Origin of the sequence: Streptomyces sp. A2-16, assembly GCF_018128905.1 — a bacterium.
In the GTDB taxonomy this organism is placed as follows: domain Bacteria; phylum Actinomycetota; class Actinomycetes; order Streptomycetales; family Streptomycetaceae; genus Streptomyces.
Genome location: NZ_CP063808.1, coordinates 4,613,718 through 4,635,405, shown reverse-complemented (window position 1 = coordinate 4,635,405; position 21,688 = coordinate 4,613,718). Strand labels below are relative to the sequence as shown.

Sequence of the window (21,688 nt, the reverse complement as noted above, 5' to 3'; positions counted from 1 at the left end):
ATGGACAACCCATTCCGCGACGACGGTCCCCTGGACAAAGTCACCCCATGGATAACGGCACTTCTGGCTGTAGTGCTGGCTGTGGCAGCTGTGGCTTCTGGCATCGGACTCATCATCAAAGCGATCGCCGTTCTGGCAGCCACGGCAGTGATCGCCAGAGCTGCGTACCTGATCATCCGCAGAAGACGCACATCACACTGACCTGACGACGGCCTCGTTTGTCGCTCTGCCGAAATCTGCAGCAGAGCGACAACGAGGCCGTCCTACGAAGCGGGACAAGTGACAAGCACGGAGGGCCATGTAGATGCACCAACACAAGTGACTCAACTGCCAATGTGGTCAGCGGCCCCATCGAGTCGAACGCGGGCAGTGAGAGAGAAGACTGCGCAGACCTCAAGAGAGCGGCGCGGCCGCACCCGCGGTCGGCCTCATGATCGGGGCGGGGCCAGCACCACTCAGCTGTCCACGGCGGGCAGGTGGGCAGGCCGGTGCCGTTCAGGATGCGGTCGACGGTCTCGTGCAGGGCGCTGTCGGCGCCAACGACGGTCGCGATGCCGCCGGGCAGGAGATTGCGCTCCCTGTACCAGTCGTGCAGCTGAGTCTCGTTGACGTCGTCGACGATCGGCTTGGTGGCGTGCCGGGGCGGAGGTTTCACCGAACGGAACATCCAGGTAGTAACCGTGGGTCGGGCCGCGGTGGTCGGCGCGGAGCTGGGCGAGCATGTCGCCGTAGCGATCGGCGTAGGGGATGCCTTCGACCACGACGTGGAATCCGGCGTCCAGGGCGTAGCGGGCAGTCAGGTCGATCAGGCCGATGTTCGCGGCCCCGGGCCGGTCGCGCTCTCGGAGCACGATGCGGCGGAGGTTGTCCTGGCCGACCAGGGCCAGGCCGCGGCCGAACCGCTCACACAGGCCGGCCGCAACGGACGACTTCCCTGAGGCGCTGTTGCCGCGGAGCACGACCAGCCGGGTTTCGTCGGTGCCCACCATCACGGCGGTCACGCTATCGACGGCCGGTGACAGCGTCAGGGGCGTTCCGGGACGGGTCCTGCTTCGACGCCCGGGCGGGTGCCTTTCCCCTCGCGTACGCGAGGAGGTATCTCAGCGCATGCGCCAAACTTGCCCGCTTTCCTGACACTTGACACCCACGTTTCTCCGGTCTTGATGAGTCGGTTCCGTACGGCGCGACAACCTGGTTCGAGAGCATCGCGCCGCGATGGGTCCGCGACCACGACCCGCTCTACATGCAGGGCCGTTCGGTCGTGAACACCTCCGCGGGCTTCCGGTCCGCCACCGATGTCCTGGTCAGGCTGGGCCCCGGTGACTCAAAGGAGATCGTCTGGACCGGCGAGCACCTTCGACCAAAGCATCAAGCTCACACTCGGCGGTTCGTCCAACCACCCGGCCGCTGCTTCCGAACGGGCCACCATCACCGGCATCTCTCCCGCTCAGGTGTGGACTCCCACCAGGCATGAAGGCTGAAACCAACCTGGCCAAAACTGAATCACGTTGCCCGCAGAGGAATCCTATCTTCCGCGATCAGCGACCTCTATGGTTACGATCACCGTCAACTTCGAACACCAGTATGAATTTTGGAGGCTCATCATGTCCTCAACACGCCTCGTACCTGCGAGGCGCCCTGGGTGCGGACGCGGTCATGGTGTTGCACGCGGCGTATCCGTTCAACGGCGAAGACTTCGCGTACTTCCTGCACCAAGTGTCCGGAGCGATGTTCTACCTCGGCGTCGCCAACCCGGAAGCGGGCATCAACGGGGTCCCCCACTCCCCGGACTTCGCTGCCGACGAGCACGCAATCGGTATCGGGGTCCGCGCGATGGCGGGGTTCCTGTCACACCGTCTCGATGCCCTCGCCTGAGCTGCATCCCGGTCGGCCGGGCAGCGCACCTCGCCGTGCCCTGCAGGGCACAGTGAGCCTTTCCATCCTTAGTCTGAGCTGGCCAGGTGGAGGGTGAGGACAGCCTGGACGAGGCTCGTGATTCGGGTTGTCGAGCAGCGGAGCTTGCGCAGGAGACGCCAGGACTTGAGGGTGGCGATGGTCTGTTCGACCAGTGCCCGCACCTTCGCATGGGACCGATTGACAGCCTGCTGGCCGGTGGAAAGACGGTCCCACCGGCCGCGGTACGGGAGGCGGACCGTGCCGCCCGCGCCCTGGTAGCCCTTGTCTGCCCAGCAGGTGATGCCGGCCTGGGCGAGGGCGTCGATGATGCCGTGCTCGCGTGCGGCCCGAATGTCATGGACGGCGCCGGCCAGGGCTGGTGAAGCCCACAGGAGACGGCCCTTCGGGTCGGATATGATCTGCACGTTCATGCCGTGTTTCTTGTGTTTGGCCGAGTAGAAGGGCCGGTCGGCGGCGATCCGGTCGATCGGCAGCAGCGTTCCGTCAAGGATCAGGTATGCCTTCATCGATGCGGCCCGTACTGCTTCGGCGAGAGTGGGGGCGAGTGCGGCCAGGAGTTCGACGGCCTCGGTGACGTATCGGTAGGCGGTGGTGGTGCCGATCCCGAAACCGGCCGCGAGCTGGGCGTAGGGCTGGCCGTTGCGCAGGTGGGTGAGAGTGAGCAGGGCCTGTCGGCCCGTGCTCAGGCGCCGCCATCGAGTTCCGAGAGCATGACGGTGTTTCCTCAGGCGGGCAGCGAGGAAGCGCAGGGTAGAGCTGGACACGTCGACGCCGGACGGGTAGACAAGCATTCGAAGCCTCTGGTGGAGACGGTTCTCTTGGTCGAAAACCCATCTACCAGGGGCTTCATCCGTTTGTCAGGCCAACTGCCCAGCCCGCACAGGAGGTTGGAAAAGGCTCATTGAACCGGTCGACAGCCTTCTTGATCTCGGCGTAGAAACCAGACCTCATCACTTCGAGTCCGAAGATCTCGTGCGTGAGTACCCCCACGTTCTCCCCGTAGGTCTCGATCCTGGGGCGCCGCCCCTGCGCGCGAGAACCAGAGCGGCCGATCTTGTAGACGCAGGACTTGGGGACCTCCTGGAGAACAACTGGCGAGTGCGTTGCGGTGATGGCGACACCGTTGCGCTCCGTCAGGAGGTCGGACAGCGCCCGGACGAAGGCAGACAGCAGCGGCGGATGGAGATGCGTCTCAGGCTCGTCGAAGAGTACGAGTGTCTGCTCCGCGACCAGGTCCACGAGTCGGGTAAGGGTGAGCAAGACGATCGCATGTCCGGAACTGAGGCTCATGAAGATGTTGCGCCACGAGCGTCCTGTGCCGGTCGCGAGATCGTCGTCCGAGAAGTGAACGAGGGTGTCGATCGGCCTGTTGTCGTCATCGGAGAGGAGGGGCTCGGTGACGTCAGCGAGGACAGCGGCGTCGAACTGGGGGTCGCTGGCCAGGGCAGCCACGGAATCGACCCAGCGGGCGTAGCGCCCAGAGGTCGAGATCGACTTGAGACTGTCGAGAAATTCGTCCGCTACTGAACTTGAATGAGTGATGTCGGGCTGGCGAGGCCTGCTGTTGATCCGCCAAGATCTGCGGGTGACGGAGCACAAAGACGATCTCGTGGCCTTGTTGCGCGAGCTCGATGATCCCGAGTGGCTGGAGTGGCCCCGGGACTACGACCGTGGTGGGATTGGCGCGCTGTTCAACGTCCTCGTGGAGCGGCTTGAGGACGACTTCGCTGCGCCATGTGTCAGCGAGCGGGACACGCAGGACTCCAGTGAGTACGGGCGGGTCACCGTGCCGGCTGATGCGACTGTGTGCGGAACCCGGATCGTTGTCTGCGTGAGCAAGTTCGGCTCCCTGGCACTGGTCTGCGCCGACAACCCCGGCGCCTTCTTGGGCACCGGCGAAGCGCAAGCCGAGGGCGAGTTGGACGCTGGGGATCTAGACAAGGTCATGGGGACGTTGGCCAGCCTCGGGTACGCGATCGTTCCCGAGGAGCTATTGGAGTGCGACTACACCGGGCCGAGCCAGCTGCCCTGGCATGTTCAGCGTCCCACCTGGTGGCACCGCTTCTTCGGCAGCTTCTGATGCTTGCGCGGTCAGGGACAAGCCGGTGCCTGCGAGACAGCCGTCGATCGCGTCCGGCCGGTACTGGAGCTGCTTGAGCCGGTGCTTGACCGCGCGAGTTACCTCGCCGAGGTGTGCTGCGGCGAAGTTGCCGATGTCACGCTTGACCAGCGACCAGATGCCCTCCTGCGGATTCAGGTCCGGCGCGTAGGTGGGCAGCTGGAACACGGTGAGCCAGGCGGCGTTCGCGTCGATGAACTCCCGCAGCGGCTTGGTGAGGTGGAGGCGGACGTTGTCCCAGACCAGCACGATCGGGCCGCCGAGCTGGATGCGGGCCCGGATGAGGAGGTCGCGGAAGTCCCGCCAGCCGAAGCCCTTCGGCTCGCCCTTGCGGCCCCGGTACTCGCGGACGGAGTAGATCAGCCGGGACCTTTCGCCGGTTCTGTAGCAGGCCATACCTGCCATCGAGACCCGGCCGGAGCCCCGGCCGCGAACCCGGACGACCGGGGTCTGGCCTGTCCGGCCCCACGTTCTGGCGCGCGGCGGCGTCATCGACTGGCCGGCTTCGTCCTCGAAGACGATCCAGCCGTTGCAAGCCGCCGCGGTGCTCTTACCCGCGGCCAGATCTCCTTCTTCCACAGCTCGACCGACGCGTCGTCGCGCTCGATCGCCCGACGTGTGGGCTGCTGCCACGACCACCCGTGCCGCTTCAGCAGCCGCCACGTGCCCTCGACGGTGTAGCTCACGTGGAATAGGCGGCCGATCAGAGTCTTGACCCGCGCCAGCGTCCACCGCTGGTCGGCCCAGCCGTGGACGAGCGGGCCACGCTCCAACTCCCGTTCCAGCCTGGCGATCTGGGACGGGCCGAGCCTGGGACGTCCCGGAGATCCCTTCGACCGGATTCCGGCCTCGCCACGTTCGCGCCATGCCCGGCGCCACCGTTCCACCGACCGCTCGCTCACCCGTAGGGCGGCAGCAATCTCCCGGTTCTTCTCCCCGCCCTTGAAGCGTTCCACGGCCTGCAGCCGGATCCGCTCCCGCGTGGCCCTGTCGGCGTCGGTCAGCCCGCCGCCCTGCGCGTACCTCACAGCACCACGGCTACCGAAGCCGGCCGCCCAGTGTCAGGCGAACGACCTCGACATCACTCAATCAAGTTCAGTATCTGCCGCAGCCGTCGTGCTTGGTGCACGCGGCCTTTTCTTGGTCTGTGATGGGTCACAGGTCTGTGACGCACAATCAGTTCCCTCCCTGATGCTCCGCACTGCGGAGCTCAACAAAACGAACTGATCTTCACCGAGGGGCTGCGGCATGCTCGCTGAAATCACAAGGGACGCTCAACCCAAGCTTGGGGAGTGATCAAGCAGCGGCAAAGATTGCCCTATGTCTCCGCAATCCGGTTGGCGGCAAATAGGCATCTTTGCATGATTCGCGCCATGCGCGATTGATGTGCGGGGCGGCGAACGGAGTCCTTGGGTCGCTTTAAGGTTTTCCTAAGAAATCAAAGAAGAAGTGAATTAATCGGTATGAAACCGGCATAATTCTTGCGTGAATGGCCCGGCACAGGTTCGCCGGAACATGTGCGCTTTACTGAAACTCTCGTTCGATGCGATGGCCACGCTGTTCTTCCCCTCGCTTTCGGTCAGCACCTGGAAGAGCAGTTCGGCGCCGCGTCGGTCCAGCTCCATGTATCCGAGCTCGTCCATGCAGAGGAGATCGATGCGGCCGTAGCGGGCGATGGCCTTGGTGAGCTGTGACGCGACCGGGCCTACCGGGCGCCCGCTGACGGGTCCTGACCACTCGTCCGCCGGCCTCGGAGGCCGCTCGTACCTGGCGAAGATCGAACGCTTGGGCAGGCAATTGACGGGGGAGGCAGCAGAGGCTGCCGGACGGACCGGTGGCATGGGGAGGTGCACGGATGCCGGTGAAGAGCGTGTGGGGCGACTACGCGGAGAGCAAAGCAGACATGGCGGCCATGCGGGAGGGTAAGGAGAAGCAGACCGATGCCATCGGAGAGGGACTGGCAGCTGTCGCCTACGCCCTGCTCGACGTCGCCTCTGCGATCCGCGAGCACACCGAGGCCACCCAGTAGGCCGACTCAGCTGGCGTGGTCGTCGGGCTCGGTGGCTGACGCTGTTCGCTCCTCGCTCTGGCGGCGGCCGCCGACTCCGAGCGCGCGGCGCCGGGCGGGTGGTCCGGCGGGCCGACTCCGAGCACACGGCGCTCGCGCGGTGTGCTGGCGCAGCCGGGGTCCGGTGGTGCGCCAGGAATGGGGTGCTGGCGTCGAGAGAGACCGAAAAGACGATGATGCCTGCATGCCTCTCTCCCCGGTCGCTGGCGCGGTGATCGTGCACTCTGGCCGTCTCCTCCTGATGCGCCGCGCCTCCCCGGTGGGTGTCCTGCTGTGGACGTTCCCCTCGGGGAAGGTCGAGCCGGGCGAGTCCGCGAGCGAGGCAGCGGTGCGCGAGGCCGGCGAGGAGGTGGGCGTGTCGGTGGCGCCGCTGGTGGTGTTGGGCTCGCGGGTGCATCCGTTGTCAGGGCGACGGGTGGTCTACGTGGCTTGTCGGCTGTTGGCCGGAGAGGCGCATGCGGCGTCGCCGCGGGAGGTTGCGGAGGTGGCGTGGGTCGACGGCGGCCAGCTGGCCGAGCTGGTGCCAGACGGGCTGTATGGGCCGGTGCAGGCCTGGGTCGACGGGCGACTTGCTGGATGAAGGCGGCACTCCTTCCACCCGGGCAATGATCTTCATCGGTAGCAAGGGCCTGCTCATGTTCCTAGCGGGCCGGCGACAAGCAGTTCGTCGAACTCGCCGATGAGCGCGCCGTTGTGGCGCTGACCTGATGCCAGAGCACGATTTCGTCCACATATTGAGACGGTGGCGTTCGTGCGCCCCCTTGTACACCAGGACAGCAGGGGAACCGCGGCTGCGCTCGACGCCGTGGAGGGTAGGTCTTGGGTAACCACCTGTGATGGCCCCGGCGCGTGTTCCTGGCTTCCCAACCTGAAACGCGCCGAGGCCCAAGCTCAGGCGAACCTGAGAGGAGAAGTACATGGAAGTACCTCAGTGTGTGGATGCCCCGGGAGCGGGCACGGCACACGATGCGAAGGGGTTGCACGTCATCGTCGTCATGGTGCTGATCACGGTGATCGTGCTCGCATGCGCCGACGTGAGCCCTGAGTGGCTCTCCGGCGCTGCCGCACTGGTTGGCGTATTGGCGAGCAAGGCCCAGCGCGGCTGACAGCCGGCCGCCGTCTGGAGTGAGCCTCCGTCTCGTCTTCCACGACGCGGAGGCTCGTGCCTGCCACCCAAATCTTCGCCTCGACGATCAAGGCGAAGATGACGAAGGCCGCCGAATCAGCGGCCTCTGGGGCGCGGCCGGCGTATGGCCTTCGCAATACCGGGTCTCCGGTAGGGGCGGCTACAGGTCCAGGGCGGCTCGCAGCGCCTGGTCGACGCGGGCCATCGCCGCGGGGTCGACTTCACCGAGGAGTTTCGCGCCGTCGAATCGGGCCGCTCTCAGCTGCTGGAGGTTGACGGCGACCGCGGTGCACGGGATCGGGTCTCCGATCACGACCGACATGGCCGTATCGGGATAGCGGCCGGAGGGATGCAGTACGATCGCGACCACCGCACCGTAGGCCTCTTCCAAGCCGGTCAGGGAGACGATCAGGACGTTGCGCCCGTCGCCGAGAGCCCAGATCTCTCCTCGTCTCACAGAGAGTCTCCCTCGCCCGCCAAGTCGTCGCCGAGACCCAGCGCTGCGAGCTGGTGCGCGGCGTCGAGAGTGGCGGCACGGCGAACGGCGCGCACGACGTACTGGTTCACGCTCAGGCCTGCCTCCGAGGCTGCCGCCTTGATCGAGGGCGCCAGCTCGTCGGGAATCCGCAGGGTCATCGTGGTGACAGACATGACCTCAGACTAGCCACCACTATGTGGTGGCGTAAATCAGTACCGTTAGGTTGTACCTCCTGGGTGGCTGCAGCGGTCGGCCCGGCTTCGCGGTCAGCGTTGCATCACGGTGTGCCATTCGATCTCGGTCGCCGTGGGCACGATCTTGAGTGTGTGCTTTCCGGCGGAGGACCAGATCTGGGTCCACACGCCGTTGCGATAGGCCGTGACGGTCGCACGGCTCGCCCCTGTACATCGATTTGTCCGTCGCGCGGTCCTCAAGGTCAGCCCCAGCCGGCCGACTTCGACCACGCCCCCTGCCCTGGTCAGCGCTTGCCCGGACAGCCCAGTCGGGGTCACTCGCGTGCGCTGAATGCAGGTCTGGCCCGCCGCTTCGGGGGAGTGCGGCGGGCCAACAGAGTCCACGGTGTCACAGCCTCGCGCCCGACGCATCCAGTGGAAGTGAAGTGGCTGCACTGCTACGCCGTATGGCGGCACACCCGCAGCCGTTGGCGCGCACCGGTCATCGCCCGCCAGGCGCACCTGCAGACCGGACGCTGAGACGGCGGCCCTCGCCCGAACTGGCTAATGCGTCCCGTCCCGCCATCGAGGCCTCGAGCCGCATGGAAGCCGGTTCCAGCGCCAGGGGGCGCAGAAGGCCCCTGGAAGTTCTGGTAGCCGTACCGTCCGTTTTTGCCTCAATCGAAGAGGTTGATTAGCTCAGAGATGACTGGATACATCGGAAGGAGGATGAAAAACCAGCCTGTAACTTTCACAACAGGGGCGACGCCCCCTCCTTCCTTGGAGAAAAATGCGCCAAGGTTGCGAAAGTTCGTCACGATAGCAATTCCTAGCGCGACCGGAACTATGGCGAAAAGGATTGTGTAGAGAAAACCCATAATCATTATTTTCCCCCGGCGAACATGATCGCCGGGGGAATCCTTTCGTGCATTGTTGGTTCAGGGTGCGGTGCTTCAGTTGCTGTACGGGTACCAGGTAACTCCATTACCTCGCGAATAGGTCAAGCCTATAAGCATGGGGCCTTGGAGGGCGGTTCCCTTGCCCCCAGCCCAGCCGTACTGGTAGTAGTTACCTCCGGTGGTTCTCTTTCCCCAGGCGAAGGTCCCTCCTCTGAAGCCGTTCGCCGACGTCACGCTGGCGACTTGGAATGCTTGCTCGTCGGGCTTCGCGGTATTGATTCCTGCCGATACGCCCGCATAGTTTCCCATATTTCCTCTCACTATGCCCTTGGTGCCGCCGAAGGTCAGCCCGCCTGTGATTCCGACCGTGGTAACCCCGCGCTGGAATCCGAGGTTCAAGCAAACCATGAGGCATGCGGAACCTGAGACGTAACCGTGGTCCCACATGTATTCGGCGCCCTTGTAGAAGAAGTACAGGGACATCTTCGCTTCGGGATTCATGTTGTCCCAGAGGTTCGAGCCCATTTCAGACAGGCCGTTTCCGATCCCGGATTTAATGGATGCGAGAATTCCTTTCTTGCGACGCTCGGCTTCCTGTGCTTTGCGTCGGGCCTCGGCTTGGGCTTTGAGGCGTGCGGCGATGCGGGCATTTGCTTGAGCGGCTTCTTTGAGCTGGTTTTTGTAGTAGCTGGAGGCGTAGTAGTTGCTCCAGCTCTTGTTGTAGGCGGTGAGTCGCTTCTTGTACTTCTTGGTGGTTCTGCCCTTGCTGTCGATGTAGCCGTTGGCTTTGTAGTAGTTCTTCATCACCTTGGCATTGCCGTATCCCTGGCCGGTGAAGTCGTCGTAGATCATCTGACCGTCGGGGTCGGATGCGGTGATGGGTCGGTTGTTGGCGTAGGCGTAGGCGTTCATCTGTTGGGGGTCATCGAGATCGATGAGCGGGTCGACGGAGATGAACCGGCCCAGAGCGGAGTCGTATTCGCGGGCGCCCAGGTGAATGAGACCAGTGAGATCGCTGGTGCCCCCGACGAAACCGCGGGTTCCTGGGAGTGCGGTGTTCGTCTCGGAACGCAGGCTGCCGAAGGGGAGTTGCTTGCGGCGGGTGATGGCGAGAGTGGTCATGGAGACAGCGGTCAGGGCCGTGCCCTGGTGGTCAGGCAGGAGGAACGAGAAGCCGCTGCTGGTGCGCACGGCGACAGTCTCGTCTTCGTGGGTGTAGTAGCGCACGCCTTGCTTGACGCCGTCCTTCGTGACCTTGAGTTCGTTGTCGCCCGGGAGGGTGAGGGTCTGACTCCCGTCCGCGTCACGCGTGATCATGCGGCTGCCGTCGGCGTCGTAGAGGTAACTGGTGGTCTTGCCGGATTCAGTGAGCGTCGCGAGGTGGCCTTCATCGTCCCACGTGAGGTCCTGGGTGCTCGCTCCGGTGGTGCGCTTTCTGGTGTTGCCGGCCGCGTCGTAGGTGAAGGTGCTCTTCTGGCCGTCCTTGGCGCCTCCCTTGATCGTGGCTTCCTGGACGGCGTGCGGCGGGCCGGTGCCGGCGGCTGTGGGTGTGTAGGTGGTGGTGGCGTCGGTACCGGAGAGGGCGCCGGTTCCGTGGTCGGTAAGAAGCTGTGCCAGAACCACTGATCTGTGACGTTCTGTGACGGGTGGCAGGGCCGTTCAGTGATGTGCTGAGGCAGCCATTGCGTTCGAGCACGAGTAGACGGCCCACGGAGGCCGCGGCCATCACCTCGGACTCAGGCCTGACGGTGGCATCGTCTCGGCCTCCGGGCCACCTTTGGTATCTGCTTGAACCGGACTGCCGCGGCCCGTCGCCGATATACGCCTCAACTACGCATACGGCGAGCCTATGTGAGCGGAGCCGACGGGAGGACGATGACGGTTCTTTCCTCACCAGAGCGTCGGAGGACAGTCGAATGTCCGATATCTCCTGGTCTCCAGAGGATGAAAAGGTCCTGCTGGCGGCACAGCACGAAGTACTCATGGGTGAGTCTCAATCTGAGATCGAGACTCTAGGCGAGCGGTTGGCGAACCTGCCTGTCGGACCCAAGGAGCGGAATCGCGAGCGGATCGGGGCTGTTGCGCTCGGGGCCCTCGGGGTGGAACCCGAGGTCTTAGCGGAGCCGATCGGAGACATGCGGCTAGCTCACTGCCAGGCGTTGGAGCGTCCCGTTTTTTCGCTCCAGTCCCCGGAGGACGAAAGCCTGACGATGTTCTCTCGCGCCAATGCCGAGGCAGCGACGTTAGAGGTCACAGCACGTGCCGGCGCTCTCAACGGACAGCGCTACCCGTCCGCGGAGTCGACGCCGCCCAATTCGGCGTTCAATACGGCCACGGCTTGGATAGGCGCCCCTGTTGCGCTCCCTGCGCACGAATCGCCCATACCGGGGTTGCCTCCGCTCGCGCACGGGCCGCTCATCCTTGACGTGCGTGTCGAGCTTCAAGTCGAGCACACGTGGAGCCACGCACCCGTGCAGCGGGGCACCGCAGCGAACTTGGTGTGGACGGCGCCGGGGAGTGCCGACTTGCCCCTGTATGGCAGCGCAAGGGTCTGGTGCCGCGCTGGACTGACAGTTCATGGAGCTGGCGGAGTCCGCTCGCGCAGGTCGGTCATATTCGTGGGCGAACGTGTGAATCGTAGCGGCAAGGTCACAACGGACCGTACCGACGACGGCTTGGTGACGCTTAGTCACGCAGTGGCCATCAGTTCCGAGCTTGTCGTCGCAGGGATCTTCGTGGACATCACGTGTTTCGCCTCGGCGGAAGAGTCCCCGGAGAATGAATCGGACTCGGCTTTCGCTGAATTTCAATGTGAGAACCGTGACGGTGCTTTCCCCCCGCCGTCACGCCTTAAGTTGAACCCCGAGCGAGTAAGGGTTCGCCTCTGTGAACTAGCTGCGCTTGTGAAGTGATGTTGCCCTCCGGCTTCGTCGGTTGGGATCATGCCGGCGTCGGCTGGAGGATCGTCACTCTTGTCATCCCCTGTGTCCTACCGGCACGGCTGAGGAGACGAGCATCGGCGTGGAAGGCCGGATAGCGCGGGCGGCCGAAGGTGTTGGCCGCTTCGTTCCCCCGGGGGTCAGGAGGGGACACGATCGAGCGCAAACGACGGGGTGTTCGGAACGAACCCGGGGGCATTCGGTCGGCCCTGGCGGTCATGGGTGGTGATGTGAACCCTCGGGAGCAGGCGGGCCGGTGTCATTCGCGGTGAGGGGCCGCGTTCCGGCCGTCGGGGTTGGTGATCGCTGTGCTCGTGACGATCGGGAGTGTGGACCGGGAGCGGTTCGAGGTACTGGTGAGTGACTCGCTCGACAAGGTCGAAATGGATGCACGGTGCCAATTTGCCCTCGGGGACGCCGCACTGGAGATCGAGCCCCTGCGTGGTCACGGCGGGCATCTCCCCGTCGAGGACGAGGACCAGCTGAGCGTGGAGGAATCGCTGCGGCTGTTCGCCGATCGGGTGGGGCTCTCCTTCTTCACCGTGCGGACCCAGCGGTGGGTGGCCGCGCAGTGGCCGCAGGAGCGCCGGCAGCCCGGCGTGTCCTACGACGTCCACCGGATCCTGGCCTCCTGCCCGGACCGCTTCGAGCTCATCAAGGACCCGCCGCTGAACGAACGCACCGGACTGCGGCAGTGGACCGGTGAGCTGGCGAAGAAGGCGGTGGGCTGGAAGCCCGACAGCCCGGCCACCGCGCAGGAGAAGGTCGCCGCCGTTCACGAGCTCGTACGCGACGACGAGGCGGTCGCCGCGGCGGTGGCCACTGACTTCCTGCGCCGTCCAGAGATCGCCTTCAATGCGATGCGTGACGCCACGGCCCGGGAGAACGTGAACGAGGCCCAGTTCGAGCAGGTCGAGCTGCTGGAGGAGGACGAGTTCGAAGAGGACTACGACAACACCTTCGGCGCCGACGGAGAAGCTGACCGGTTCGACGACCCCTCCCGCATCGTCCGCAGTTGGAGGAAGTCGATGGAGTACAGCGACCTGATCGCGGTCTGCCAGGGCTTCATCGCCGGCGCCGCCCGCCTGGTGCCCAAGCTGCGCACGCACGACCTGACCCAGGCCCAGGCGGAGATGCTGGGGCGGCAGGCCGAGAAGATCCGCGCGACGGCCGACTGGATGGAATCGGCCGTGGCCACGGGCAGGTTCGACCTGGACGAACAGCTCGCCCAACTCCTTCGGGACCAGTAGTGAAACGGGCGGGGCTGCCCGCCCACGTGCACGGCAGCGCGGTGAAGAAGGCCCTGCAGGAGGCGCGGCCGGCGGGACTGTCGCTCAAGCAGCTGTGCCGGGCGACCAAACGCACTCCGTCGCAGGTGTGGGCTGGCCTGCGGTACTTGCGGAAGATCGCGGTCAAGGAAGGACTGCCTCCCGTGACCTACAGCCGGAGCGAGGGGTTTCAGCTGTCCGACGACAGCGGCGTGTGGATCGCCTACGAGCGGGCGGTGTTCCGCTCCGAGCTGCATCGGGTCACCAACTTCATCACCGGGATCGTCGCCCCGCACGCGAAGAAGGAGGCTGAGGACGAATGGATCCGGCTCGTCCTCGAACAGCTCGGCGGGGTGAAGGCCACCCTGGAAGTCCTCACCCGGATGGAACGCTGATGACCAGCGCGAACGAGACCCAGCCGCCGATCGCACGCGAGCCGTGCTACCCCAGTGACACCACGGACGCCGAATGGGCCGTCCTCGAACCGCTGCTGCCTGTCCCGGCCTGCGAGTTACCCACAGGCGGCCGCCCGGAAAAACATCCCCGCCGCAACGTGATCGATGCCATCCGGTATGTCATCGGGAAGATGTCGGCCTGAGTGGGTTCCGGAAAAGACCAGGTCAGGGCCTTTTTCTCGGCTCATGGACCCGCCTGAAGGCGCCCAGAGCGTCAAACGAGCGTCACGACCGACAGGTCCATCCCTCCTGTTCCGGGGAGAACACGCCGCCACAGGAGCCTTCCGGGGACGTGCGGACGGCGACGACCGTGTGCGACGGGAACCCGTGCTGCCGATGCGGCCCGAGTCCCACATGCCGTCAAGCACCCGCGTCCGCGGCAGGCGGACAGCACGAGCAGCCAGCTCCGCAGCCGCAACCGTCCAGCTCGCCCGCTTGGGTGATTGTCCCGACAGGCACGGCACAACACGCATCACCCCGCCACGCCGCGCATCCTTCCTTGACCGCGACAGCCGCGATCACCAGGGCAGCGATCGGGTCGGCCCAGCTCCAGCCGAACAGGGAGTTGGCGAGGAGGCCGGCCAGGAGGACGGCGGAGAGGTAGGTGCACAGGAGGGTCTGCTTGGAGTCGGCGACCACGGAGGCAGAGCCGAGTTCTCGGCCTGCGCGTCGTTGGCCGGCGGACAGGAACGGCATGATCGCCAGGGAGAGGGCGGCCAGAACGATGCCCGGAGTGGAGTGCTGGGCTTCGCCGGTGCCGGTCAGGGCCCGGAGGGAGTCGACGGTGACGTAGGCGGCGAGGGCGAAGAAGGACGCCGCGATGATGCGGAGCGTGGTCTTCTCGCGGGCCTCGCGCACCGCATGGTCGGCCGCCGAGAACTGCCAGGCCACGGCCGCCGCCGAGGAGACCTCGATGACCGAGTCCAGGCCGAAGCCGACCAGGGCCGTGGAGGAGGCGAGGGTGCCGGCGGTGAGGGCGACGATCGCCTCGATGACGTTGTAGGTGATGGTCGCCGTGACGAGAAGGCGTATTCGGCGGGCGAGCGCGTCACGGCGGGCCGGGCTCGGCCCGAGGGATATCGCGGTCATCCGCAGCACCCCTGCTCGTCTGCGTCCGCGCAGGTCCGGTCGGCCTCGACGGCCAGGACTACGCCACGCAGGTCGTCCAGCGCGTGCCCGAGGCGCGGATCGGCCAGTTCGTAGCGGGTGCGGCGGCCGTCGGGGACGGTGACGACGAGGCCGCAGTCCCGCAGGCACGCGAGATGGTTCGACAGCCGGGTACGGGAGACGCCGAGCGCGTCGGCGAGGTCGGCGGGGTAGGCCGGGGCCTCGCGCAGGGCGAGCAGGACGCGGCAGCGGATCGGGTCGGCGAGAGCGCGACCGAACCGGGCCAGGACGTCGATGTCGGAGGCAGCAGTCAGCACAACCACGAGAGTACATGAAATCCTGAATTCAGGAAGAGGTGTACTCCGATGGTGCCGTTGTCGGCGTCACAACCAGCCGTTGCGTTTGAAGTTGCGGTGGAGCAGAAGACAGACGGTCGCGATGACGCCGAGGACCATGGGGTAGCCGAAGGTCCAGCGGAGTTCGGGCATGTGGTCGAAGTTCATGCCGTACACGCCGCAGATCATGGTGGGTACGGCGATGATCGCCGCCCACGCGGTGATCTTGCGCATGTCCTCGTTCTGGGCGACGGTGACCTGCGCGAGGTGGGCCTGGAGGATGGAGTCGAGCAAGGCGTCGAAGGCGTTGATCTGCTCGGTGACACGGGTGAGGTGGTCGAAGACGTCCCGGAAGTACGTCTGTATCTCCTTGTCCACGCAGGCGCGGGGCTCGGTGGCGATCCGGTCGAGGGGGCCGGCGAGCGGGGCCACGGCCCGCCTCAGCTCCAGCAGTTCACGCTTGAGCTGGTAAATGCGGCCGGCGTCGGCGTTCCGTGGGCTGTGAGGTGAGAAGACGTCGGTCTCGACCTGGTCGAGGTCGTTCTGGACGGCGTCGGCGACCGTGACGTAGTCGTCGACGACGTGGTCGGCGATGGCGTGCAGTACGGCGGAGGGGCCCTTGGCCAGCAGGTCCGGGTGGGCTTCGAGGTCCTCGCGCAGGGGGCCGAGGGAGCCGTGGCGGCCGTGGCGGACGGTGACGACGAAGTCGGGGCCGGTGAACACCATGATCTCGCCGGTGTCGACGACCTCGCTGGTCGCGGTCAGTTCGGCGTGCTCGACGTAGGTGACCGTTTTGAAGACGGAGAACAGGATCTCGCCGTACTGCTCGATCTTGGGGCGCTGGTGGGCGTGGACGGCGTCCTCGACGGCGAGGGGGTGCAGGCCGAACAGTTCCGCGACTCCGGCGAACTCCTCCTCGCCGGGTTCGTGCAGGCCCAGCCAGACGAAGCCGCCCCGGCGCTTGCGGGCCAGGCGGACCGCCTCCTCCACGGGGTCCCTTCCGGGCCGCCGGACGCCGTCGTGGTAGACGACACAGTTGACCACGCTCGAGCCCAGCGGCGAGCGGGCCGGGTGGCTGAGGTCCACGCGACGGCGGGTGCGCCGCGCCAGGTCCGCGACTTTGCGCAGGTTGCCGACCATCGACATGCGGGTTCTCCTTCACCGGGCGTTCGGGTCCGGACAGTGTGCCAAAAGGCGACAAGGCGGATGTCAGAGCCACCGCTTCCTGCGGAACACCCGGTAGACGACGGTGACCAGCGTGACCGTGGCGATGAGCATCGCCGGGTAGCCGAAGAGCCAACGCAGTTCGGGCATGTGCTCGAAGTTCATGCCGTAGACGCCCGCGACGGCCACGGGGATGGCGATCAGCGCGGCGGCGGCACTGATGCGCCGCATGTCGTGGTTCTGCTGGACACTCGTCTGCGCCAGAGCCATGGACAGGGCGTTGTCCACGAGCTCGGTCAGGGTGGTGACCCGGTCGGCGGCCTGGGCGCGGTGGTCGGCGACGTCACGGAAGTAGGCGGCCAGTTCCTTGTCGACTCCGGGGACACGGCGCTCGGCGAGGTCGCGCAGCGGCTGGGCGAGCGGTGCAATGACGCGGCGGAGTTCGACGAGCTCGCGCTTGAGCTGGTAGATGCGGCCGATGTCATGGCCGGCGTCCGGGGAGAAGGCGTCGTTCTCGATCACTTCGGCGTCGGCCTCCAGGGCGGTGACGACGTCGAGGTACTGGTCGACGACGGAGTCGGCGATGGCGTGCAGGACGGCGGCCGGGCCGTGGGCGAGGCGCTCGGGGTCGGCCTCCAGACGGCTGCGGACGCCGGTGAGCGGCTCGGAGGGGTCGTGGCGCACGACGACGATGAAGTCGCGGCCCACGAAGGCCATGATCTCGCCGGTGCCGACGAGGTCGGTGGTGGGGGTCAGCTGCTCGTGTTCGAGGTAGACGGCGGTGCGCAGGACGAGGAAGAGGGTGTCGTCGTACCGCTCCAGTTTGGGGCGCTGGTGGGCGTTGAGGGCGTCCTCTACTGCCAGCGGGTGGAGGGCGAACGCGCGGGCGACGACCTGGAGCTGATCGGCGGTGGGGGCGTGGAGGCCGATCCAGACGAAGGCGCCGGGGGTGGTGCGGGCGGCTTCCATGGCCGCCTCCGGGGACAGACGGCCCGGTCGGCGACGGCCGTACTCGTACAGGGCGCAGTCGACGACGGGGACCTGCCGGGAAGCGTTGTCGTGGGCCGTCATGGCTCACCTCCTTGCGGGGCGCGGATGTCGTCGGGACCACCGGTTAGCATATTTGCATGGAAGCGCAAGTAGCGTCATGGGACGAGGAACGGGCCGAACGGTCGGTGGCGGTGCTCAAGGCGGTCGCCGACCCCTCGCGCTACCGGCTGCTGTGGGCGCTCAGTGAGCGGGAGCTGCCGGTCAGCGGGCTGGCGGAGCTGATCGGGGCGCATGTCGCGGCCACCTCCCAGCATCTGGCGAGACTGCGGGCGGCGGGACTGGTCGCCTCCCGGCGGGAGGGGACACGGATCTACTACCGGGCCGCAGGGCGGCAGGTGCGGGCGCTGCTGGAGAGCGCGGTGCTCGCGGGTGACGCGGCAGACGCTCCCGAGGACGCGGCCGAAGCGGGCGGGACGTCGGCGGCGGCCGTCGCCGTCCCGCGGGAGCGCCCGGCCGCCGCGCGAGCACGGCGCCGCCCGGTCACCGATCACTGAGGCGTTGGCGGTCATACGGTCCGCCAGGCGGCGGAGACGACGGCCGGTTCCATGCTGATGCGGGCGACCGCGCTCTCCACCGGTGTGCTGTCGGCGCCGTCGGACGTGATCTCCGCGCGTATCCGCACCCGTCCCTCGCCCTGGCCGGTGGAGGTGACCGCGTGGAGGCGGCTGTCGGAGCCGGACAGGGACCGCACCAGCAGGGTGCGGACATGGGCCTCGTCGCGGGCGGCGACCACGGCCTCCACGTGGTACGGGGTCGGAACCTCGTCACCCGAGCCGGGCTGGCGGTCCAGGCGCTGGGCGAGTCCGCGGACGGCGGTGTTGACGGCGACGATCGCCGCCGCTCCGGTGAGCGCGTAGCCGGTGAGGCCGGCTCCGGCGAGGGAACCGACGGCGGCCGAACACCACAGCGTGGCCGCGGTGTTGATGCCGGTGACGTTCAGGCCGTCGCGCATGATGACGCCGGCGCCGAGGAAGCCGATGCCGGAGACCACCTGGGCGGCGACCCGGCTGGGATCGCCCGAGCCGAAGGAACTGGACAGCAGCACAAACAGGGCCGAGCCGGTGGCCACCAGGGTGTTGGTGCGCAGCCCGGCCATCCGCTGACGCCACTGCCGCTCGATGCCGATCAGCGCGCCGGCGCCCAGGCCCGCGCCGAGGCCGGTGGCGAAGTGGAGCGAGTTCACCGGCCTACCCCTTGCGTACGGCGTCGGTGTCGCCGTCGTCGAGGCGGTACTCCTGCGGCTCGGCGTCGTAGGAGTACAGCTCGGCGTAGCGGCCCCAGTCGGTGGCCGTCTCCAGCTGGCGGGCGACCTGTTCGCTGGTGAAGTGGTGGGCCAGCACGTCGCGGAAGAAGCCGGCACGCAGGGTGCCGTCGGGGTTCTGGCGCAGGCTGCTGGTGATCAGTCTGACCAGTGGGGCGCGCAGGGCGGCCTCGGCGAAGATGGTCTTGGACTTCTGCACGTCGGCCCCGGCGAACTCGCCGCCGGTGTCGGTGAGCAGCAGGTCGTCGCCGTGCACGACGGCGAAGCCGAGCAGGTCGAGGGCGTCGACGAGGGGCAGTACGTCGTCGACCTCCAGGCCGAGGTCGTCGACCAGGTCGGCGAGGTCGGCGCGGCCGTCGCGGTGGGCGATCATCTCGGCCAGGCCGGACAGGCCGTCCACGCTCGCGGTGGGCAGGGGGGTGTTGGAGGGGGTGCGCTTCTCCATCTCGACGGTCTCCACGGCCTCCGCCCTGCCGGGGGTGCGCCCCTCCTTGTGCCGTCCGGTCATGGTGCGGTAGACGCGGTCGATGAGGTCCTCGAAGGCGGGCGAGTTGCGGTCGCGCGGACGGTCCAGGCCGACCTCGAAGACCTCGCGGATCGTGCCGTAGGGCCGGGCGCCGAGGACGACGATCCGGTCGGCCATCAGCACGGCCTCCTCGATGTTGTGGGTGACCAGCACGATCGCCCGGGTCGGGAACTGGCCCGACTCCCACAGCTCCATCAGCTCGCCGCGCAGGTTCTCGGCCGTGAGCACGTCGAGGGCGGAGAACGGCTCGTCCATCATCAGGACGTCCGGCTCGACGACCAACGCCCGCGCGAAGCCGACGCGCTGGCGCATGCCGCCGGACAGCTCCTTGGGGTACGCCGACTCGAAGCCGTCCAGACCGATCAGGTCGATGGCCTGGCGGGCGGCCTCGGCGCGCTCGGCGGCGCCGACTCCCTTGGCCTCCAGACCGAGTTCGACGTTCTGCTGCACAGTCAGCCAGGGCAGCAGGGCGAAGGTCTGGAACACCATCGCCGTGCCCGGGTTGGCGCCGGTCAGCGGGGTGCCCTTGTAGGTGACGGTGCCTGAGCTGGTGGGGACGAGTCCGGCCAGGCAGCGCAGCAGCGTCGACTTGCCCGAGCCGGACTTGCCCAGCAGGGCGACGACCTCACCGGCGCGGACCTGCAGGTCGATGCCGGACAACACGGGCAGTTCGCCGTCGGCACCGGCGTAGGACTTGGTCAGGCCGACGGTCTCCAGCAGGACGTCGCCGTCGGCGGGGCGGGTGTGGCCGATGGCCGGGGTGGCGCGTCGGCCGCGCAGGGTGTTCAGCACCATGACGTGCTCCACATCTTTTGTAAAAGGGGGAAGTTCAGAGGGAGTAGCGGGTCTCGGCCAGCCGGTACAGGCGGCGCCACAGCAGCCGGTTCAGTGCGACGACGTACAGGCTCATCACCGCCACCCCCGCGATCAGGTGCGGGTAGTCGCCGCTCTCGGTGGCCTTGGCGATGTAGGCGCCCAGGCCGGTCGCGGTGAGCGTGGTCCCGCCGAAGGTGACGACCTCGGAGACGATCGAGGCGTTCCAGGCACCGCCGGACGCGGTGATGCCGCCGGTGACGTACGACGGGAAGATCCCCGGGATGATCAGCCGCCGCCACCGCTGCCATCCGGTGATGCCGAGGTCGTCCATGGCCTCGCGCAGATCGGTCGGGATGGCCATGGCGCCGGCGATGGTGTTGAAGAGGATGTACCACTGCGCGCCCAGCGCCATCAGCAGCGTGCCGCCGATGTTGATCGACAGGCCCGTCTTCAGGAAGAACCAGACAGCCAGCGGGAACATGAAGTTGGCGGGGAAGGACGCCAGGACCTGGACGACGGGCTGCGCAATGCGGGTGAGCCGGGGCGAGAAGCCGATCTTCACGCCGATCGGCACCCAGATCACGGTCGCCAGCGCGACCAGGATCACGACCCGGACCAGGGTGGCCAGGCCCAGCAGCAGCGGTTCGCCGAAGACCCCGAAGCCGGTGCGGTCGTAGAGGTAGTGGCCGAGGTCGGCCAGACCCCACACGATCAGTCCGCCGGCGACGAGCGTGAAGGCCACGTCTCCCCTGCGCCGCCGCACCGGGTCGACGGACAGCGGCCGGTCGTCGGTGCCCAGCAGGCGCCCGGCCCTGCCCAGCCCACGCCCCACCGGACGCAGCACCCGGCCGAGCAGCCGCGGCCAGTGCGAGGTGCGCAGGAAGTCCAGGACGTACGACCGCTGGACCTCGCTGGCCTCGGACTGCTCGTTCTTGAACTTCTCCGCCCACGCCGTCAGCGGCCGCCAGAACAGGAAGTTCACGCCGATCACCATGACCGCCATGGTGAGGATGGCCCAGCCGACCTTGGCGAGGTCGCCGTCGGCGATCGCGGCTCCGGCGTAGGAGCCGACGCCGGGCAGCGCGTACCGCTGGTTGTTGACGCTGATTGCCTCCGAGGCGACCAGGAAGAACCAGCCGCCGCCGAAGCTCATCATGCCGTTCCAGACCAGGCCGATCATCCCGGCCGGGACCTCGACCTTCCAGAACCGCATCCAGCGGGTGAAGCCGAACGACCGTGACAGCTCGTCGAGTTCACGCGGGAGAGAGGTGAGGGAGTAGTAGAAGCCGAACGTCATGTTCCACGCCTGGGAGGTGAAGATCGCGAAGATCGCCGCGCACTCCAGGCCTAGCATCGAGCCGGGGAACAGGGCGATGAACCCGGTCACGGCCACGGTGAGGAAGCCGAGCACCGGCACCGACTGGAGGATGTCGAGGGCCGGGACGAGGATCCGCTCCAGCCTTCTGCTCTTCGCGGCGGCGTAGGCGTAGCCGAAGGTGAACACGACCGAGGCGGCCAGCGCCGCGAACATCCGCAGCAGCGAGCGGGCCGCGTCGTACGGCAGCTGAGCGGGATCGGTGTCCACGTCGACGTTCTGATGGGTGCTGAAGGCGACGGTGGTGCCCTGGCCGACGCGCAGGACGACGTAGAGAAGGACGAGGACGGCGGCGGCGACGGCCGCGTCCACCCAGGAGAACTGCGACAGACGACCCGCCAGGGGCGTGCGCGCCGCCTTCTCGGGGGATCGGGTGTCGGTACGGAACGACATCACGGAGGACCTCCGCCCGCACTCTGGGCACACCCGCACGGCCCGGCCGCGGCGGACGCGCCGACGGCAGGGCAGGGCTCACCCACGCAGCGCGGGAAAGTGAAAGGCAGGGAAGGGGAGTCAGCGAGCGCCCGGGAGGCAGCGCGGACTGGGAGGGTCGGCACCCATGGCTGCCTCCGATCCGTGATGTGACTGTGCCCCGTGCGTACGCTCCACGCA

Annotated in this window: 24 protein-coding genes and 3 pseudogenes; 11 read left to right on the top strand and 16 right to left on the bottom strand. The window is 67.1% G+C overall.

Going from position 1 to position 21,688, the window contains the following annotated elements; translation table 11 throughout:
• A complete protein-coding gene (locus tag IOD14_RS20810; protein ID WP_212673536.1) occupies positions 1-201 on the top strand; it encodes a hypothetical protein in 201 nt (66 codons plus the stop codon).
• A 280-nt stretch (positions 202-481) separates the two neighbouring features.
• Here the strand turns inward: IOD14_RS20810 and IOD14_RS20805 are convergent.
• Positions 482-989: pseudogene (locus IOD14_RS20805) on the bottom strand (AAA family ATPase); the annotation flags it as partial.
• A 667-nt stretch (positions 990-1,656) separates the two neighbouring features.
• Here IOD14_RS20805 and IOD14_RS20800 point away from each other — a divergent pair.
• Positions 1,657-1,875 carry a hypothetical protein gene (locus IOD14_RS20800; RefSeq protein WP_212671092.1) on the top strand — a complete coding sequence of 73 codons (219 nt, stop codon included), beginning with the start codon at positions 1,657-1,659 and terminating at the stop codon, positions 1,873-1,875.
• 68 nt (positions 1,876-1,943) lie between these two features.
• On the opposite strand, the gene IOD14_RS20795 is transcribed toward IOD14_RS20800, so the two are convergent.
• Positions 1,944-2,708: an IS5 family transposase gene (locus IOD14_RS20795; RefSeq protein WP_212671091.1), complete on the bottom strand. Its 765-nt coding sequence runs from the start codon at positions 2,706-2,708 to the stop codon at positions 1,944-1,946.
• A gap of 55 nt (positions 2,709-2,763) precedes the next feature.
• Complete coding sequence (locus IOD14_RS20790) at positions 2,764-3,516, bottom strand: AAA family ATPase (protein WP_212671090.1); 753 nt, start codon at positions 3,514-3,516, stop codon at positions 2,764-2,766.
• Between IOD14_RS20790 and IOD14_RS20785 the strand changes: the two genes are divergently transcribed.
• Positions 3,458-3,997: a hypothetical protein gene (locus tag IOD14_RS20785; RefSeq protein ID WP_249125995.1), complete on the top strand. Its 540-nt coding sequence runs from the start codon at positions 3,458-3,460 to the stop codon at positions 3,995-3,997. The genes IOD14_RS20790 and IOD14_RS20785 overlap by 59 nt on opposite strands.
• Here the strand turns inward: IOD14_RS20785 and IOD14_RS20780 are convergent.
• The 3 genes and pseudogenes from IOD14_RS20780 to IOD14_RS20770 form a co-directional block, all read right to left on the bottom strand.
• Positions 3,908-4,528, bottom strand: a complete 621-nt coding sequence (locus IOD14_RS20780; protein WP_212673339.1) for a transposase — start codon at positions 4,526-4,528, stop codon at positions 3,908-3,910. The genes IOD14_RS20785 and IOD14_RS20780 overlap by 90 nt on opposite strands.
• The gene (locus IOD14_RS20775) at positions 4,525-5,064 is read right to left on the bottom strand and encodes a winged helix-turn-helix domain-containing protein (protein WP_212671088.1); all 540 of its coding nucleotides are present in this window, start codon (positions 5,062-5,064) and stop codon (positions 4,525-4,527) included. The genes IOD14_RS20780 and IOD14_RS20775 overlap by 4 nt, the downstream gene beginning before the upstream one ends.
• Positions 5,065-5,565: 501 nt before the next feature.
• A pseudogene (locus tag IOD14_RS20770) lies at positions 5,566-5,727 on the bottom strand (ATP-binding protein); the annotation flags it as partial.
• A gap of 170 nt (positions 5,728-5,897) precedes the next feature.
• On the opposite strand from IOD14_RS20770, the gene IOD14_RS20765 reads away from it, so the two are divergent.
• From IOD14_RS20765 to IOD14_RS20755, 3 genes are all read left to right on the top strand, one after another.
• Positions 5,898-6,065 carry a hypothetical protein gene (locus IOD14_RS20765; RefSeq protein ID WP_212671087.1) on the top strand — a complete coding sequence of 56 codons (168 nt, stop codon included), beginning with the start codon at positions 5,898-5,900 and terminating at the stop codon, positions 6,063-6,065.
• A 223-nt stretch (positions 6,066-6,288) separates the two neighbouring features.
• Positions 6,289-6,684, top strand: a complete 396-nt coding sequence (locus IOD14_RS20760; RefSeq protein ID WP_212671086.1) for an NUDIX domain-containing protein — start codon at positions 6,289-6,291, stop codon at positions 6,682-6,684.
• Positions 6,685-7,021: 337 nt separating this feature from the next.
• On the top strand, positions 7,022-7,210 hold the full coding sequence (locus tag IOD14_RS20755; RefSeq protein ID WP_212671085.1) for a hypothetical protein: 189 nt from the start codon (positions 7,022-7,024) through the stop codon (positions 7,208-7,210).
• Positions 7,211-7,390: 180 nt separating this feature from the next.
• Here IOD14_RS20755 and IOD14_RS20750 read toward each other — a convergent pair whose 3' ends face one another.
• The 3 genes from IOD14_RS20750 to IOD14_RS20740 all read right to left on the bottom strand — a co-directional run bounded on the left by IOD14_RS20750 (position 7,391) and on the right by IOD14_RS20740 (position 10,403).
• A complete protein-coding gene (locus tag IOD14_RS20750) occupies positions 7,391-7,687 on the bottom strand; it encodes a hypothetical protein (RefSeq protein WP_212671084.1) in 297 nt (98 codons plus the stop codon).
• Entirely contained in the window at positions 7,684-7,881 is a 198-nt protein-coding gene (locus IOD14_RS20745; RefSeq protein WP_249125994.1) for a YlcI/YnfO family protein, read from the bottom strand. The genes IOD14_RS20750 and IOD14_RS20745 overlap by 4 nt, the downstream gene beginning before the upstream one ends.
• A 953-nt stretch (positions 7,882-8,834) precedes the next feature.
• The gene (locus IOD14_RS20740; protein ID WP_249125993.1) at positions 8,835-10,403 is read right to left on the bottom strand and encodes an RHS repeat-associated core domain-containing protein; all 1,569 of its coding nucleotides are present in this window, start codon (positions 10,401-10,403) and stop codon (positions 8,835-8,837) included.
• Between the two features lie 293 nt (positions 10,404-10,696).
• On the opposite strand from IOD14_RS20740, the gene IOD14_RS20735 reads away from it, so the two are divergent.
• The 4 genes and pseudogenes from IOD14_RS20735 to IOD14_RS20720 all read left to right on the top strand — a co-directional run.
• The gene (locus IOD14_RS20735; protein WP_212671083.1) at positions 10,697-11,692 is read left to right on the top strand and encodes a hypothetical protein; all 996 of its coding nucleotides are present in this window, start codon (positions 10,697-10,699) and stop codon (positions 11,690-11,692) included.
• 341 nt (positions 11,693-12,033) lie between these two features.
• Positions 12,034-12,969, top strand: coding sequence for a DUF6192 family protein (locus IOD14_RS20730; protein ID WP_212671082.1), 936 nt, complete (start codon positions 12,034-12,036; stop codon positions 12,967-12,969).
• Complete coding sequence (locus tag IOD14_RS20725) at positions 12,969-13,382, top strand: hypothetical protein (RefSeq protein ID WP_212671081.1); 414 nt, start codon at positions 12,969-12,971, stop codon at positions 13,380-13,382. The genes IOD14_RS20730 and IOD14_RS20725 overlap by 1 nt, the downstream gene beginning before the upstream one ends.
• Positions 13,382-13,564, top strand: a pseudogene (locus IOD14_RS20720) (transposase); the annotation flags it as partial. The gene IOD14_RS20725 and the pseudogene IOD14_RS20720, both read left to right, overlap by 1 nt.
• A 238-nt stretch (positions 13,565-13,802) precedes the next feature.
• Here the strand turns inward: IOD14_RS20720 and IOD14_RS20715 are convergent.
• From IOD14_RS20715 to IOD14_RS20700, 4 genes are all read right to left on the bottom strand, one after another.
• On the bottom strand, positions 13,803-14,531 hold the full coding sequence (locus IOD14_RS20715; protein ID WP_212671080.1) for a cation transporter: 729 nt from the start codon (positions 14,529-14,531) through the stop codon (positions 13,803-13,805).
• Entirely contained in the window at positions 14,528-14,866 is a 339-nt protein-coding gene (locus tag IOD14_RS20710) for a metalloregulator ArsR/SmtB family transcription factor (protein ID WP_212671079.1), read from the bottom strand. The genes IOD14_RS20715 and IOD14_RS20710 overlap by 4 nt, the downstream gene beginning before the upstream one ends.
• A gap of 66 nt (positions 14,867-14,932) precedes the next feature.
• On the bottom strand, positions 14,933-16,030 hold the full coding sequence (locus IOD14_RS20705; RefSeq protein ID WP_212671078.1) for a magnesium and cobalt transport protein CorA: 1,098 nt from the start codon (positions 16,028-16,030) through the stop codon (positions 14,933-14,935).
• Between the two features lie 63 nt (positions 16,031-16,093).
• Complete coding sequence (locus IOD14_RS20700; RefSeq protein WP_212671077.1) at positions 16,094-17,119, bottom strand: magnesium and cobalt transport protein CorA; 1,026 nt, start codon at positions 17,117-17,119, stop codon at positions 16,094-16,096.
• Between the two features lie 56 nt (positions 17,120-17,175).
• Here IOD14_RS20700 and IOD14_RS20695 point away from each other — a divergent pair, with 56 nt between their 5' ends.
• Positions 17,176-17,592, top strand: coding sequence for a metalloregulator ArsR/SmtB family transcription factor (locus IOD14_RS20695; RefSeq protein WP_212671076.1), 417 nt, complete (start codon positions 17,176-17,178; stop codon positions 17,590-17,592).
• An 11-nt stretch (positions 17,593-17,603) separates the two neighbouring features.
• On the opposite strand, the gene IOD14_RS20690 is transcribed toward IOD14_RS20695, so the two are convergent.
• From IOD14_RS20690 to IOD14_RS20680, 3 genes are read right to left on the bottom strand one after another with little or no spacing between them, the layout of a single operon-like run.
• A complete protein-coding gene (locus IOD14_RS20690) occupies positions 17,604-18,281 on the bottom strand; it encodes an MgtC/SapB family protein (RefSeq protein ID WP_212671075.1) in 678 nt (225 codons plus the stop codon).
• A gap of 4 nt (positions 18,282-18,285) precedes the next feature.
• Positions 18,286-19,680: a nitrate/sulfonate/bicarbonate ABC transporter ATP-binding protein gene (locus IOD14_RS20685; protein WP_212671074.1), complete on the bottom strand. Its 1,395-nt coding sequence runs from the start codon at positions 19,678-19,680 to the stop codon at positions 18,286-18,288.
• Positions 19,681-19,714: 34 nt separating this feature from the next.
• Positions 19,715-21,469 (bottom strand): ABC transporter permease subunit, encoded by a 1,755-nt coding sequence (locus IOD14_RS20680; protein ID WP_212671073.1) that lies wholly within the window; start codon positions 21,467-21,469, stop codon positions 19,715-19,717.
• Positions 21,470-21,688 lie beyond the last annotated feature (219 nt).

Bases quoted from the DNA above. Each gene is read 5' to 3' on its own strand.
- IOD14_RS20810 (WP_212673536.1), top strand. From the start codon at position 1: ATGGACAACCCATTCCGCGACGACGGTCCCCTGGACAAAGTCACCCCA.
- IOD14_RS20800 (WP_212671092.1), top strand. From the start codon at position 1,657: ATGGTGTTGCACGCGGCGTATCCGTTCAACGGCGAAGACTTCGCGTAC.
- IOD14_RS20795 (WP_212671091.1), bottom strand. From the start codon at position 2,708: ATGCTTGTCTACCCGTCCGGCGTCGACGTGTCCAGCTCTACCCTGCGC.
- IOD14_RS20785 (WP_249125995.1), top strand. From the start codon at position 3,458: ATGTCGGGCTGGCGAGGCCTGCTGTTGATCCGCCAAGATCTGCGGGTG.
- IOD14_RS20780 (WP_212673339.1), bottom strand. From the start codon at position 4,528: ATGACGCCGCCGCGCGCCAGAACGTGGGGCCGGACAGGCCAGACCCCG.
- IOD14_RS20760 (WP_212671086.1), top strand. From the start codon at position 6,289: ATGCCTCTCTCCCCGGTCGCTGGCGCGGTGATCGTGCACTCTGGCCGT.
- IOD14_RS20755 (WP_212671085.1), top strand. From the start codon at position 7,022: ATGGAAGTACCTCAGTGTGTGGATGCCCCGGGAGCGGGCACGGCACAC.
- IOD14_RS20745 (WP_249125994.1), bottom strand. From the start codon at position 7,881: ATGTCTGTCACCACGATGACCCTGCGGATTCCCGACGAGCTGGCGCCC.
- IOD14_RS20735 (WP_212671083.1), top strand. From the start codon at position 10,697: ATGTCCGATATCTCCTGGTCTCCAGAGGATGAAAAGGTCCTGCTGGCG.
- IOD14_RS20715 (WP_212671080.1), bottom strand. From the start codon at position 14,531: ATGACCGCGATATCCCTCGGGCCGAGCCCGGCCCGCCGTGACGCGCTC.
- IOD14_RS20705 (WP_212671078.1), bottom strand. From the start codon at position 16,030: ATGTCGATGGTCGGCAACCTGCGCAAAGTCGCGGACCTGGCGCGGCGC.
- IOD14_RS20700 (WP_212671077.1), bottom strand. From the start codon at position 17,119: ATGACGGCCCACGACAACGCTTCCCGGCAGGTCCCCGTCGTCGACTGC.
- IOD14_RS20695 (WP_212671076.1), top strand. From the start codon at position 17,176: ATGGAAGCGCAAGTAGCGTCATGGGACGAGGAACGGGCCGAACGGTCG.
- IOD14_RS20685 (WP_212671074.1), bottom strand. From the start codon at position 19,680: ATGGTGCTGAACACCCTGCGCGGCCGACGCGCCACCCCGGCCATCGGC.
- IOD14_RS20680 (WP_212671073.1), bottom strand. From the start codon at position 21,469: ATGTCGTTCCGTACCGACACCCGATCCCCCGAGAAGGCGGCGCGCACG.